A 13812-nucleotide genomic window follows, 5' to 3' on the forward strand; every position below is an offset into this window, starting at 1 on the left:
ACCCCTTGCCGGGGCAAGGAGGCTCACCAGCCGCCCTAAGGTGCGCGACTGCCCGTAGCGGAAATCAACGTTGCTGGTACCCTAAACATGAAATTCATTAGTTCGCAGTTTACGAATATTAAGAAAAACTTATTAATGTGAGAAAGACTACTAGTAGAAAAATTAAAATTAGCGGACACTAGAGCCCTTATTTGAACAAAATTTGGGTAAATGGGCTTGTTTGCGGACACAGAAGACCTTATTTAGTAAAAAAAGCCTGTTTTCAACCTGTTTTTACCTAAATAAGGTATCCTCAGTCCGCTAAACCCATAAAACACGCCTAAAAAGTTATAATAAGGGCTTCTGTGTCCGTTATCCAGCAGTGCCTGGCCACTATGTCTAGTTCGCAGTAGTTTTTGCAATTCTAAGAAAATAGCCTAAATAATTAGTACCTGAATTTCCTTCGTTTATTAAGAAAAGGAAATTCAGGTACTATTTTTGTTAGCTAAGTTTTGCCTGGCTTGTATTTCATGCTATTCGGACAGTATTTTTATTATTTGGCTTGTAATTCTTCAATTTGGCTAGTAAACCTTATGATTCGGCTAGTAATGCCATTTTAAATCCATTTATTCCATGATTTGTTCATCTGTATATTAATACAGCATAACGTTCAAGAAGTATTAGAGGTAGGCTTCGGCTTTTTTAGTATTCACAAAATGAGTTTTTGCACAAGCATTCAGTGCTTTTTCACCTTTTTGATTCATAATCTTTGCTATCGTTTGATCAACCTGTTTAGAAGCCCCTTTGGGCAAGGTTATCCCCATTTCCTCTGATAAATTATCCATTTCCTTTAAAAAACTTGTTCTTGCAATAATGGAAGCTGCTGCAACAGCGATGGAATAACTCTCAGCTTTCGTAATGAAATATGTTTTTGGAGCACTTTTTTCTTTTTCACTCGCAATATATTTATTGTATAATCCAGGTTCACAAAATTGATCGATAACGATTCCTTCAAATGCATCTTCTGCAACATTTTTGATTACATTTCCGATTGCATGGTGGTGAAGCATAGCTTTCATCTTTCCTTGTGACCATCCGCGAGCTTTTAGAGCATTATATTTGGGGTTTCTTAAGACAAGTAAGGAATACGTTATGTCTAGATTTAATATTTCCTTAGATAGACGTCTAATTGTTACGTCAGTTAGATTTTTTGAATCCTTTACGCCAAGTTTCTTCAGCAATTCGATTTCTTCCTTTTTCACATAAACCGCTGCTACTGTCATTGGACCAAAATAATCACCTGTACCCGCTTCATCAGAGCCAATATGTGACAACTGATAAATGTTTTGTGGTGGTGTAAACTGATGTTTTGACTTCGGTACTTCTTTCGTTTGTTGTGATTTTTCTACATATTCGTCAATCCACTTTATTGATTCAAACTCTGCTCCCTTTCCTTGGAACATGACTTTTCCAGATTTATATGCCGTAATAACACCATTAGAAGTTTTTGCCCGGAAGATGGCTCCTTGTGGGATGTTTGTGATCGATTCCTTATAGTGTTCTTTCATTTTATTAATTTTCTCAATAGAAAACGTATGTATTTCCTGTGACAAAGTCCAACACTCCATTCTAATTCATATTCAAACTATAGCAAAAATCACGCCGCAATGGAATGTAGGACATTGTCGAATGCTTTCCTAAATGGCTGGGTTCATGTTAAGATAAAGTGTATTATTTTTACATAAGGGGGCAATCGTGTGACCCAGCATGATAAAACGCGAACTACTGTTGAAATACATAATAAATCTTATACCATTGTTGGGAATGAAGACGAGCGACATGTGCGTTTAGTGGCGAGTCTTGTCGATCAAAAAATGAATGAAATACAAAAGATGAATACATCATTAGAAACTACTAGGTTGGCAGTTTTAACTGCTGTAAATACAATGAGTGACTATCTTAAATTAAAAGAAGAATACGCTACACTGTTAGGAACAATGAAAAAGAAAGAGGACTAATGTATGGTTGATATTATCTTATTACTTTTATTAATTTTTGGATTTTTGATGGGATTAAAACGTGGTTTTATTTTACAACTGTTCCATCTAATAGGTTTTATTGCGGCATTTATTGTTGCGGTTTTATACTATGATAAATTAGCTTCACGTTTGGCGTTGTGGGTACCTTATCCGGAACTTCCTGACAAAAGTGCTTGGGCTAATTTTCTACAAAATCTTCCGTTGGAAACAGCCTTTTATAACGCTGTTGCTTTTGCGATAATCTTTTTTGCAGTAAAAATTGTCTTGCAAATCATCGCGTCCATGCTAGATTTTGTTGCGGAGTTACCATTGTTACACTCTGTTAATAAGATTCTTGGAGCAATTTTAGGATTCATTGAGATATATTTAATTCTATTTATTGTTTTATACATTCTTGCGTTAACCCCTCTACCTACTATTCAAGCATGGGTTAATGATTCAGGTATTGCTTTATTTATTATCGAGAATACCCCGTTATTTTCTGAAAAAATAAGAGAACTTTGGTTTACGCATGTTCAAGGTTTGATTCAAACTAAATAGCAATTTGGAAAAGTGCTGATTCTTAATAGGTAGAAATACATTTGTTACAACTGTACAATGTATATAACCTAGTTCGGATCAGCTTTTTCACTGAAAACAGTACAAGTGTTAGTGAGGTGCAAAAAATGACTGTGAATAAAAAAGACGTATTAAAGCTATTAGAGAAAATCGCAATATATCTGGAGTTAAAAGGTGAAAATGCATTTAAAACTTCTGCTTATCGAAAAGCAGCGATGGCGCTTGAACAAGATGATCGATCGCTTTCCGAAATAGATGACTTTACGAAGATAAAAGGGATTGGAAAGGGTACTAGCTCGGTTATCGTTGAATTTATCGAAAATGAGAGATCAGAGGCATTGGAGCAGCTAGAGAAAGAGGTTCCCCAAGGATTGGTCCCACTTCTTAATTTGCCTGGGCTCGGTGGTAAAAAGCTAGCGAAGCTCTATCAAGAGCTTGGTGTAACAGATGCAGAATCGTTAAAAACAGCATGTGAATCGGGCGAAGTGGAAAAGCTTGCTGGTTTTGGGAAGAAAACAGCCGAAAAAATACTGCAAGCATTGAAAGAAGCGAACAGCCGTCCTGAACGATTGCCAATTGCTATGATGTTACCAATTGCAGAAAAAATTGAATCGTTTTTAGCAACAATTAATGAAATTGAACGTTTTTCAAGGGCTGGAAGTTTACGTCGTATGCGTGAAACAATTAAAGATATTGATTTCATTATTGCCTCTACGAAACCTAATGATGTGCGAGATGCTTTACTTAAAATGGGAAATATTAAAGATGTAATAGCAAAAGGCGACACAAAGGTATCTGTAATAATCGATGATGTATATGATATAAACGTTGATTTTCGAATAGTGGATCCGAGTGAATTTGTTACAACACTACATCATTTTACTGGCTCAAAGGACCATAATGTAGCGATGCGCCAGCTAGCCAAAAAACGTGGTGAAAAAATAAATGAATATGGTATAACGATTGATGAAAGCAATGAAATCGTTACATTTTCCAAAGAAAGCGAATTTTTTACTCATTTTGGACTTCCATATATTCCACCTGAAATTCGAGAGAACCAAGGTGAAATGGTGGACTTCACAGATGAAATGTCATTACTAGAGTTAGCGGATATACGCGGAGACCTTCACATGCATACAACATGGAGTGATGGTGCGCAATCGTTAGAAGAAATGGTTAACCAAGCGAGACAACTTAATTATGAATACATCGCTATTACGGATCACTCGAAATTTTTGCGGGTAGCAAATGGACTGGATGAAGACAAACTGCGACGCCAACGTGAGGAGATAGAACGCGTAAAAAGTAAATATAACGATATCCATGTTTTTGCAGGTGTTGAAATGGATATTTTGCCTGACGGTAAGCTTGATTTCGATAATGAATTTTTGCAAGAATTAGATTTTGTAATTGGAGCAATCCATTCTAGCTTTAATCAACCAGAAGAAAAAATAATGAAACGGTTAGAAAATGCCATGGAAAATCCGTATGTAACGTTTATTGCTCATCCAACTGGTAGACTAATTGGGAGAAGGTCAGGATATCCTGTTAATATGGAAAAGCTTATTGCTCGTGCAAAGGAAACAGGTACGGCACTTGAAATTAATGCTAATCCTAATAGGTTAGATATTTCCGCAGAATGGGCAAGAAAAGCACAGGAAAATGATGTTAATATTGTTATAAATACCGATGCACATAGTTATCAAATGCTTGAGCATATGAAGCATGGTGTTGGGATGGCACGTCGTGGTTGGATTGAAAGGAATACCGTTATAAACACGTGGCCAAAGGATAAATTAATGCAATTTATGAAACAAAAAAGGTAGTTTTTTCGTATAAGAGGATGTTCAAAAAGTCCGGTAAAAGTGACACGTCGAATTTCTTCGTTAGCTTGCTTTTCCGTTACTCACGTATTAAAAGCATACGTTTCGTTACTCAAAGCTACGCTGCCTCGAAATTCTCGGTCCTTTTTATCCTCCTTTTTGAACACACTATAAAGGAGTAAGTAATATGAATGATCGAATTCTTCGTGTATTAGAATTTAATAAAATAATTGACCAACTCAGTTCACATGCGGCTTCTAGTCTTGGTAAGAATAGGGCATCGCAGCTTAAACCGCTTACTAGTCTAGACGGTGTTTTAGAGATGCAAAGGGAAACTGATGAGGCTGCCCAAATTGTTCGGTTGAATTTGGCTATTCCATTGGGCGGAATAACAGACATACGTGCTAGTATTAAGCGAAGCGTTATTGGTGGTGTTTTAGATACTAGTGAATGCTTGGATGTTGCGAACACCATTTATGGCGGTCGCCAAGTCAAAAACTTTATTCAAAAACTTGAAGAGGAATTACCAATCTTAAAAGAACTAGTGGAACGAATTGAACCACTACGAGAATTGGAGCAACAAATAAAAAGCAGTATTGATGACCATGGGCATGTAATGGATAGTGCCTCAACGAAATTGAAGAGTATACGATCGTCAATCCGTACTTTTGAAAGCAGGGTACGAGAAAAACTTGATGGTTATACGAGAACAAAAAGCGCAATGCTTTCTGATCCGATTGTAACGATCCGTAACGAACGCTATGTATTACCTGTTAAACAGGAATATCGCGGATCAATTGGTGGTATTGTTCATGATCAATCAGCATCTGGTGCAACATTATTCATGGAACCTAAATCGGTAGTAGATTTAAACAACCAACTACAGGAATCCTATGTAAAAGAAAAGCATGAAGTGGAACGGATTTTACGTGAACTGACACAGAAAATTGCTGAAGAAGAATTGTTTATAATGGAGAATGTAGAGGTTCTCAGCAAAATAGATTTTATGTTTGCTAGAGCAAAACTAGGCCAATCCATGAAAGCATCCATGCCGAAGATGAATGATAAAGGTATCATCAAGATGCAACAGGCAAGACATCCATTAATTCCAATAGAAGAAGTTGTACCGAATGATATCGAAATTGGCGAAGACTATACTTCCATTGTAATCACTGGCCCGAATACTGGAGGAAAAACCGTTACATTAAAAATGGTCGGACTCTGCACGTTGATGGCACAATCTGGTCTTCAGGTTCCAGCCCACGATGGTTGTGAAATGGCTGTTTTTAATGAAGTGTTTGCTGATATTGGTGACGAACAGTCGATCGAACAAAATCTTAGTACATTTTCATCACATATGACAAATATCGTCGACATCATGAAAAAAGTTGATTACCAATCATTAGTTTTGTTTGATGAGTTAGGAGCAGGAACTGATCCGCAAGAAGGGGCAGCTCTTGCGATGTCAATTTTGGATGAGGTAATCGAACGAGGTGCACGTGTTATAGCAACAACACATTATCCTGAACTCAAAGCATATGGATATAACAGAGAAAATGTTGTGAACGCTTCAGTTGAATTCAATGTAGAGTCATTGAGACCAACGTATCGACTTCTACTAGGTGTTCCTGGTCGAAGTAATGCATTTGAAATTTCCAAACGCTTGGGACTAAATGAATCGATAATTAGCAATGCCAAAGGTCTTATCGGTGTCGATTCAAAAAGTGTAGAAAATATGATTGCTTCACTTGAGAAATCAAAGCGTCAATCAGAAAAAGACTATGAAGCTGCACACCAAACGATGCTTGAAACGGAAAAGTTAAAACGAGATCTTGAGGTGCAATGGAAAGCGTTCGAGGATAAACGAGAAATGCTTTATAAAAAGGCAGAAGAAAAAGCGAATAAGGCATTGCAGGATGCACGAGAAGAAGCAGAGCTTATCATTGATGAAATAAGAAAAATGAAAACAGATGCATCAATAAAGGAGCACAAATGGATTGAAGCCAAAAAAATGCTGGACGATGCTAAACCCAACTTATCTTCTGAAAAGCAGATTGATAATCAACAAGCTTCATCCAAAAAAGCAAAAGATTTAAATTCAGGCGATACCATAAAATTATTAACCGTCAATCAACAAGGTACTGTATTGGAAAAAATAAGTGCCAATGAATATATGGTGCAAGTCGGAATTATGAAAGTAAAAGTAAAGCGTAAAGACCTTCAGTTTATCAGCGAAAAGAAAGAGTTTACAGAAAAGCCATTGGCAACAGTAAAAGGGTCGAGTTATCATGTTCATCCCGAACTTGATTTGCGTGGAGAACGTTATGAAGATGCTATTTTGCGGTTAGAAAAATATATTGATGATGTAATTCTTGCCAATTACCACAAAGTTTCGATCATACATGGAAAAGGGACGGGAGCACTTAGAAAAGGTGTACAAGATCTAGCGAAAAATCATTCAAGAATTGCGAGTATCCGCCCAGGAATCAGTGGTGAGGGTGGAAGTGGCGTAACAATTATAGAACTGAAGTAATGCGTTAAGGAGATGGACAAATACAATGGATAGCTTTTGGGAGATCACTTACGTTGAAATACCAGCCAGGTTAAGTGTGATAATACTATGTACAGTACTATTTTTAGCTGTATTTGAGTTGGTAACATCCTATAAAAACTGGGACGAAATTAAAAAAGGTAATTTTGCAGTTGCCATGGCGACTGGTGGTAAGATATTTGGGATTGCTACCATATTCCGCTATTCGATTGAGCATAACGATACCATTCTTGAGAGTGTGGGATGGGGAATATTTGGCTTCATTTTATTGTTACTAAGTTATTTTATTTTTGAATTTTTAACACCAAAGATCAAAGTTGATGAAGAAATAGGTAATGGGAACCTAGCAGTCGGGTTTATTTCGATGTTGATTTCAGTGGGTGTTGCGTTTGTGATTGGTGCAAGTATTGGTTAGGAGCGAAAATTAAATGGAGACATTAGCAAAGGTTTTAATTGTAGTGGCAATTATATTTGCAGTTGTAGGAATTGTATACTTAGCTAAATAAAAAATAGTCTTTACCATTTTTACATGGTGAGGGCTATTTTTTTAGGTTTTTAAAATATAATGTCGAGATTCTTATTTAATTTTTTGATAGGTTGTTGTCTTGTAACAATACCCGTAAAGTGCGAAGTAAGCAGGGGGCTAGCGACTGCTTGGTATCGGACTGAGGGTTCCTTATTTACCTTACTTACCTTTATTTTGAGGGTTAACGGACACACGATTCCTTATTCAGCTAAAAAACATGATTTTTAACTGTTTTTACCCAAATAAGGAATCCTGAGTCCGATAAGAACCGCATTTACCCTTATTTTACCCAAATAAGGGATCGTGTGTCCGCTAGCTGACTTCCTGCATGCAATCTTTCCTGTACGTTACTTCACTAGCCTTGCCCGCAGCGGAAATCAACGTTGCTGTTACCATAAGTATGAATTTTCATTAGTTCGCAATTTACTTCAAATACATATCAAAAAGACAAAAAAATGTGTAAAATTTAAAAATAAGATTTCAAAAAATACAAATTAGTCGGTATAATGAATATACATAGATATAAAGGAGGAGAAAATAATGGAAGAACGTGTTTGGCATGCCCACTATCCAAAGGAAATTCCCACTAGTATTGATTACGATACAAAGCCTCTACATCAGTTTCTTGTTGAAAATGCGAAAATTTACAAAGAAAAGAAAGCGCTTCATTTTTTGGGGAAGGAACTAACATTTGATGAACTCTTTACACAAGCAAAAAAGTTAGCATGTTATTTCCAATCGCTAGGATTAGAAAAAGGAGATCGTGTAGCTATCATGCTACCAAACTGTCCACAAGCGGTGATTAGTTATTATGCTTCACTAATGGCCGGCGGAATAGTTGTGCAAACCAATCCATTGTATATGGAACGGGAACTAGAATACCAATTAAATGATTCTGGTGCTACATTTATCGTTTGCTTAGATATTCTATTGCCAAGAGTGACGAATGTTAAAGGTAATACTGCAATCAAGCATACTATTGTTACTGGAATTAAAGACTATCTCCCCTTCCCGAAAAATTTAATTTATCCCTTTATCCAAAAAAAGCAATACAACATGGTAGTAAAGGTGGAACAATCTGACGAAACGCATGTTTGGAATACCATACAAGAACATTCAACTACAAACTATCAGCCAGTAGAAGTGGACGCAAAAGAAGATTTAGCGTTACTTCAATACACCGGTGGAACAACAGGTCATCCAAAGGGTGTTATGCTAACCCATTATAACCTTGTAGCAAATGTACAAATGAGTAAAGCGTGGTTGTATAAGACCCGAGAAGGTGGAGAAACCGTTTTAGGTATATTACCGTTTTTCCATGTATATGGAATGACGACTGTTATGAATATGTCTATTATGCAAGGTTCAAAAATGATATTGTTACCGAAGTTCGAGGTAGAGGATGTATTGAAAACAATTCAAAAACAGAAACCTACACTTTTCCCTGGAGCGCCAACAATTTATGTTGGGTTACTGAACCATCCAAATCTCAAAAAATACGATTTATCATCAATTGAAGCGTGTATAAGTGGCTCAGCCCCACTACCAATTGAAGTGCAAGAACAATTTGAACGAATTACAGGAGGTAGATTAGTAGAAGGCTACGGATTAACAGAATCATCCCCAGTGACACATTCAAATTTTGTTTGGGAGAATCGAGTGAATGGTAGTATTGGCGTACCATGGCCGGATACGGATTGCAAAATTTTTCAAACCGGTACGATGGAGGAAAACCCTGTTGGAGAAGTGGGAGAAATAGTTGTCAAGGGACCACAGATTATGAAGGGGTATTGGAACAATCAGGACGAAACGGATAATGTCCTGAAAGATGGCTGGTTATTTACTGGGGATTTGGGGTACATGGATGAAAACGGTTATTTCTATATTGTAGACCGAAAGAAGGACATGATTATAGCTGGTGGTTACAATATATACCCGAGAGAAATAGAAGAAGTATTGTACGAACATGAAGCAATACAGGAAGCGGTTGTGGCTGGGATACCAGATCCTTATCGCGGTGAGACAGTAAAAGCGTACGTAGTGTTAAAATCTGGGTCTAAACTGACGGAAGAAGAGTTGAATAGCTACTGCCGTGAAAACCTGGCTGCGTTCAAGGTGCCACGAATTTATGAGTTTAGAGATGAATTACCAAAAACTGCTGTTGGGAAAATACTACGTCGTTCACTTATCGATGAAGAAAAAGAAAAATTACAACAATCCACCAAAACTGTTTAAGAATTACGGCTTTACGACACGACGATTTAAACTATATAGATAATTGTTTCCTTACAATTAAGGCTTTCGCCGTTATTGCTGGCGTAAAGCCAAGTTTTTTATTACAATAAATGTACAAGCTATATATGGATTGACATAAATGGAATGCCTCGGTACAATAAAATATGAATGACCATTCATTCAGTTTGCGGCTACGGTCTTTGCTAAGGGGAATGACTTAAATGAAACGAAATAAACCAAAATATAACCAAATTATAGAGGCTGCTGTGCAAGTAATTGCGGAAAACGGTTATCATGCATCACAAGTTTCCAAGATTGCTAAAAAAGCTGGGGTTGCAGATGGAACGATCTATCTTTATTTTAAAAATAAAGAAGATATACTCGTTTCACTTTTCGAAGTGAAAATGGGACAGTTTGTCGAACAGATTAAACAAAGTACAAATGAAAAACAAGGTGCTAGTGAAAAACTTCTTACACTAATTGAGATGCATTTTCGCCAGCTAGTTGAAAATCATTATTTAGCGATTGTAACGCAACTCGAACTTAGGCAGTCGAATAGTGAATTACGATTACAAATTAATAAAGTACTTAAACCCTATTTAGCAGAAATAGATCACATCATACAAGAAGGAATTGATGAAAAAAGCTTTCGGGGAGATTTAAATCTGCCGTTAGTACGTCAAATGATTTTTGGCACCTTAGATGAGGTGGTTACAAACTGGGTTATGAATGAACAGCGATATGATTTACTCGCACAAGCACCTGCAGTACACGCATTAATTATTAACGGACTATCTGTTAGAGAATAGTAGAGGAGGATGAACGTGGCAACTATAGCTTATGAAAAAAAGAACCATGTAGCAATATTAACCATTCAAAAGCCACCTGCAAATGCATTGTCCAGTACACTGATAAAAGATATTGATAAGCATTTGGATGAGATTGAACGTGATCCTGACATTAAAGCAGTAGTATTAAAAGGAGAAGGTAAATTTTTCTCAGCTGGGGCTGATATTAAAGAATTCACTGATCTTCAGGAAGCATCTGATTACGAAGCATTATCTCGAAATGGTCAGCTTGTTTTTGATCGGATTGAGGGACTTTCTATTCCTGTCATAGCTGCGATTCATGGTGCAGCCTTAGGAGGAGGGCTTGAATTAGCAATGTCATGTCACATTCGCTTGGTAACTGAAAGCGCTAAACTAGGGTTGCCGGAGTTGACATTAGGCATTATTCCAGGATTTTCTGGTACACAGCGACTTCCGAATTACATTGGTGCGGCTAGAGCGTATGAAATGCTTCTCAGTGGCACACCAATTACAGGAAAAGAAGCTGCGGATTATGGACTAGCAAATCGGGTTGTGCCAGATGATGCAATTTTCGATGAAGCTATGAAACTAGCAGAAAAAATTGCTTCAAAAAGTAAACCAACAATTAATCATGTAATGCGCTTGATTCCTTTTGCGAAATCAGATAAGTTAAATGATGGGGCATTGGAAGAAGCTAAAGCATTTGGAAAAGTATTTGGATCTGAGGATGCCAAAGAAGGAATCCAAGCGTTTCTTGAAAAGCGGAAACCAAACTTCCAAGATAAGTAAAAAGAAAAGCGAAGGCGACTGTTTAGCGGCGTACAAATAGATAGGCAGGTGAAAAGTAGGAGCATTTTCCCTACGTTCATCCTGACTACCTATTTGCTAGGCGCTAGGAGCCGTAGCTAGACAAGAAAAGCAAAGGCCTAGGAGCCATTGCTGGACAAGAAAAGCACTTGGGGATACCCACATACTAGACAAGTAGATTAAGGAGGAAATCACATGAACATTTATGTTTTGTTAAAGAAGACATTTGACACAGAAGAGAAAATTGCTGTATCAAATGGGCAAATTGAGGATGATGGTGCAGAATTTATCATTAATCCATATGACGAATACGCAGTCGAAGAAGCAATAAAACAACGTGACGAGCATGGTGGCGAAGTTACTGTTGTGACTGTCGGTGACGAAGATTCAGAAAAACAATTACGTACAGCTCTTGCTATGGGGGCAGATAAGGCAGTATTAATTAATACAGAAGACGATCTTGAAGAAGGAGATCAATTCACAACTGCTAAAATTCTTGAAGCATATTTTGAAGAAAAAGATGTTGATCTAATTTTAGCTGGTAATGTTGCAATTGATGAAGCAAGTGGTCAAGTTGGTCCTAGATTAGCAGAACGCATGGGAATTCCATTTGTAACTACAATTACAAGCCTTACAATTGATGGTGATACGGTAAACATTGATAAAGATGTTGAAGGTGACGTAGAAAAAGTAGAAACTAGCTTACCTGTACTAGTTACATGTCAGCAAGGTTTAAACGAACCACGTTACCCATCACTTCCAGGAATCATGAAAGCAAAGAAAAAACCACTTGAAGAATTAGAAATAGATGATCTTGATCTAGATGAAGATGAACTAGAAGCAAAAACAAAAACAGTCGATATCTATCTTCCACCAGAAAAAGAAGCTGGTAAGGTACTTGAGGGAGAATTAGAAGATCAAGTAAAAGAATTGGTTTCATTATTAAAAACAGAATCTAAAGTATTATAAACCTTCATAGAGGAAAGGAGAAACTTTCGTGAGCGATAAATTATTAGTTATTGGTGAATCAAGAGATGGTTCTTTACGTAACGTAACATTTGAAGCAATTGCAGCAGCAAAAAAAATAAATGAAAATGGAGAAGTTGTCGGAGTCATCTGTGGTGACGAAGATCTTCAAAATCAAGCACAAGAAATGATTTATTATGGGGCAGACCGTGTAGTGACTGTTCAACACGATAATCTGAAAACGTATACATCTGAAGGGTACGGTCAAGCAGTAATGGCTGTTATATCTGATGAAGAGCCTGCTAGTATTATTATGGGACATACAGCAATTGGAAAAGATTTAACGCCAAAGATTGCATCTAAATTGGAAACAGGTCTAATTTCCGATGCTACGGATATAGAAGTTAAAGATGGAAAAGCAATCTTTACTCGACCTATTTATTCTGGTAAAGCGTTTGAGAAAAAGATGATAACAAGTGGTATTACATTCGCTACAATCCGACCTAACAATATTGCAGCCCTAGATCGTGATGAATCACGTTCAGGTGACATTTCTTCGAAAGATCTTGATATTACTGATATTCGTACAGTAATCAAAGAGGTTATCCGCAAGGCATCTGAAGGAATAGACTTATCTGAAGCAAAAGTAATTGTAGCTGGTGGACGTGGAGTGAAGAGCGAAGAAGGTTTTAAACCTCTACAAGAACTTGCTGATGTGCTAGGTGGTGCAGTTGGCGCTTCACGTGGTGCATGTGATGCCGATTATTGTGACTATTCCTTACAAATTGGTCAAACAGGTAAAGTAGTAACACCAGATTTATATATTGCAGTCGGTATCTCGGGAGCTATTCAACATTTAGCAGGAATGTCCAACTCAAAAGTTATTGTTGCAATTAATAAAGATCCGGAAGCAAACATCTTTAATGTTGCAGATTATGGTATTGTTGGTGACTTGTTTGAAGTAGTACCAATGCTTATAGAAGAAATTAAGAAAATGAAATAAGTTGAAATGAGTAGAGCTTGATCAATAAGTTTGATCAAGCTCTACTCAAGTGAGTAATAAAAAGAATAAGCAGGATATTAGCTAGGTTATACTAACGGATGGTATACTCATTGTAGATTAAATGCTTGACTAGAGGAGGAATTATAATGGCAATTGTAAATGTATCAGATCAAAACTTCGCAAAAGAAACAGCTGAAGGATTAGTTTTAGCTGATTTTTGGGCACCTTGGTGTGGACCATGTAAAATGATTGCACCTGTCCTAGAAGAAATAGATGGAGAAATGGAAGAAAAAGTTCAAATCGTAAAGCTCGACGTTGATGAAAATCAAGAAACAGCTGGTAAGTATGGTGTAATGAGTATTCCAACGTTATTACTTTTCAAAGATGGAAATGTTGTGGATCAAGTAGTTGGATTTCAGCCAAAAGAGGCGTTAGTTGAGCTAATTAATAAACATGCTTAACCATTCATTTTAATTGATAGTAAGCATTGTTATAATAAAAAGAGCAATCCCTTGT

General features: G+C 37.0%; 12 protein-coding genes. 11 read left to right on the top strand and 1 reads right to left on the bottom strand.

Features of this window, described 5'->3' with window-relative positions; translation table 11 throughout:
- Positions 1-659 precede the first annotated feature (659 nt).
- Positions 660-1592 (bottom strand): ribonuclease HIII, encoded by a 933-nt coding sequence (rnhC, locus tag ACY9Z2_RS03745; protein ID WP_463608280.1) that lies wholly within the window; start codon positions 1590-1592, stop codon positions 660-662.
- 144 nt (positions 1593-1736) lie between these two features.
- Here rnhC and zapA point away from each other — a divergent pair, with 144 nt between their 5' ends.
- From zapA to trxA, 11 genes are all read left to right on the top strand, one after another.
- A complete protein-coding gene (gene zapA / locus ACY9Z2_RS03750) occupies positions 1737-1997 on the top strand; it encodes a cell division protein ZapA (protein ID WP_463608281.1) in 261 nt (86 codons plus the stop codon).
- A gap of 3 nt (positions 1998-2000) precedes the next feature.
- Positions 2001-2558 (top strand): CvpA family protein, encoded by a 558-nt coding sequence (locus ACY9Z2_RS03755; RefSeq protein ID WP_463608282.1) that lies wholly within the window; start codon positions 2001-2003, stop codon positions 2556-2558.
- 125 nt (positions 2559-2683) lie between these two features.
- Positions 2684-4402, top strand: a complete 1719-nt coding sequence (gene polX, locus ACY9Z2_RS03760; protein WP_463608283.1) for a DNA polymerase/3'-5' exonuclease PolX — start codon at positions 2684-2686, stop codon at positions 4400-4402.
- A gap of 184 nt (positions 4403-4586) precedes the next feature.
- Positions 4587-6932: an endonuclease MutS2 gene (locus ACY9Z2_RS03765; RefSeq protein ID WP_463608284.1), complete on the top strand. Its 2346-nt coding sequence runs from the start codon at positions 4587-4589 to the stop codon at positions 6930-6932.
- A 25-nt stretch (positions 6933-6957) separates the two neighbouring features.
- Positions 6958-7365 carry a DUF350 domain-containing protein gene (locus ACY9Z2_RS03770; RefSeq protein WP_463608285.1) on the top strand — a complete coding sequence of 136 codons (408 nt, stop codon included), beginning with the start codon at positions 6958-6960 and terminating at the stop codon, positions 7363-7365.
- A gap of 651 nt (positions 7366-8016) precedes the next feature.
- Positions 8017-9711 carry an AMP-binding protein gene (locus ACY9Z2_RS03775; protein WP_463608286.1) on the top strand — a complete coding sequence of 565 codons (1695 nt, stop codon included), beginning with the start codon at positions 8017-8019 and terminating at the stop codon, positions 9709-9711.
- Between the two features lie 221 nt (positions 9712-9932).
- Positions 9933-10520: a fatty acid metabolism transcriptional regulator FadR gene (gene fadR / locus ACY9Z2_RS03780; RefSeq protein ID WP_463608287.1), complete on the top strand. Its 588-nt coding sequence runs from the start codon at positions 9933-9935 to the stop codon at positions 10518-10520.
- Positions 10521-10535: 15 nt separating this feature from the next.
- Positions 10536-11309 carry an enoyl-CoA hydratase gene (locus ACY9Z2_RS03785; RefSeq protein WP_463608288.1) on the top strand — a complete coding sequence of 258 codons (774 nt, stop codon included), beginning with the start codon at positions 10536-10538 and terminating at the stop codon, positions 11307-11309.
- Positions 11310-11522: 213 nt separating this feature from the next.
- Positions 11523-12296, top strand: a complete 774-nt coding sequence (locus ACY9Z2_RS03790; protein ID WP_463608289.1) for an electron transfer flavoprotein subunit beta/FixA family protein — start codon at positions 11523-11525, stop codon at positions 12294-12296.
- A gap of 28 nt (positions 12297-12324) precedes the next feature.
- Entirely contained in the window at positions 12325-13296 is a 972-nt protein-coding gene (locus tag ACY9Z2_RS03795; RefSeq protein ID WP_463608290.1) for an electron transfer flavoprotein subunit alpha/FixB family protein, read from the top strand.
- A 146-nt stretch (positions 13297-13442) separates the two neighbouring features.
- The gene (gene trxA, locus ACY9Z2_RS03800) at positions 13443-13757 is read left to right on the top strand and encodes a thioredoxin (protein WP_463608291.1); all 315 of its coding nucleotides are present in this window, start codon (positions 13443-13445) and stop codon (positions 13755-13757) included.
- Positions 13758-13812 lie beyond the last annotated feature (55 nt).

The sequence above is a fragment of the Virgibacillus sp. GM2-2 genome (assembly GCF_055329585.1).

Coding starts and splice junctions, on each gene's coding strand:
- ACY9Z2_RS03755 (WP_463608282.1), top strand. CDS start 2,001: ATGGTTGATATTATCTTATTACTTTTATTAATTTTTGGATTTTTGATG.
- polX (WP_463608283.1), top strand. CDS start 2,684: ATGACTGTGAATAAAAAAGACGTATTAAAGCTATTAGAGAAAATCGCA.
- ACY9Z2_RS03765 (WP_463608284.1), top strand. CDS start 4,587: ATGAATGATCGAATTCTTCGTGTATTAGAATTTAATAAAATAATTGAC.
- ACY9Z2_RS03770 (WP_463608285.1), top strand. CDS start 6,958: ATGGATAGCTTTTGGGAGATCACTTACGTTGAAATACCAGCCAGGTTA.
- ACY9Z2_RS03775 (WP_463608286.1), top strand. CDS start 8,017: ATGGAAGAACGTGTTTGGCATGCCCACTATCCAAAGGAAATTCCCACT.
- fadR (WP_463608287.1), top strand. CDS start 9,933: ATGAAACGAAATAAACCAAAATATAACCAAATTATAGAGGCTGCTGTG.
- ACY9Z2_RS03790 (WP_463608289.1), top strand. CDS start 11,523: ATGAACATTTATGTTTTGTTAAAGAAGACATTTGACACAGAAGAGAAA.
- trxA (WP_463608291.1), top strand. CDS start 13,443: ATGGCAATTGTAAATGTATCAGATCAAAACTTCGCAAAAGAAACAGCT.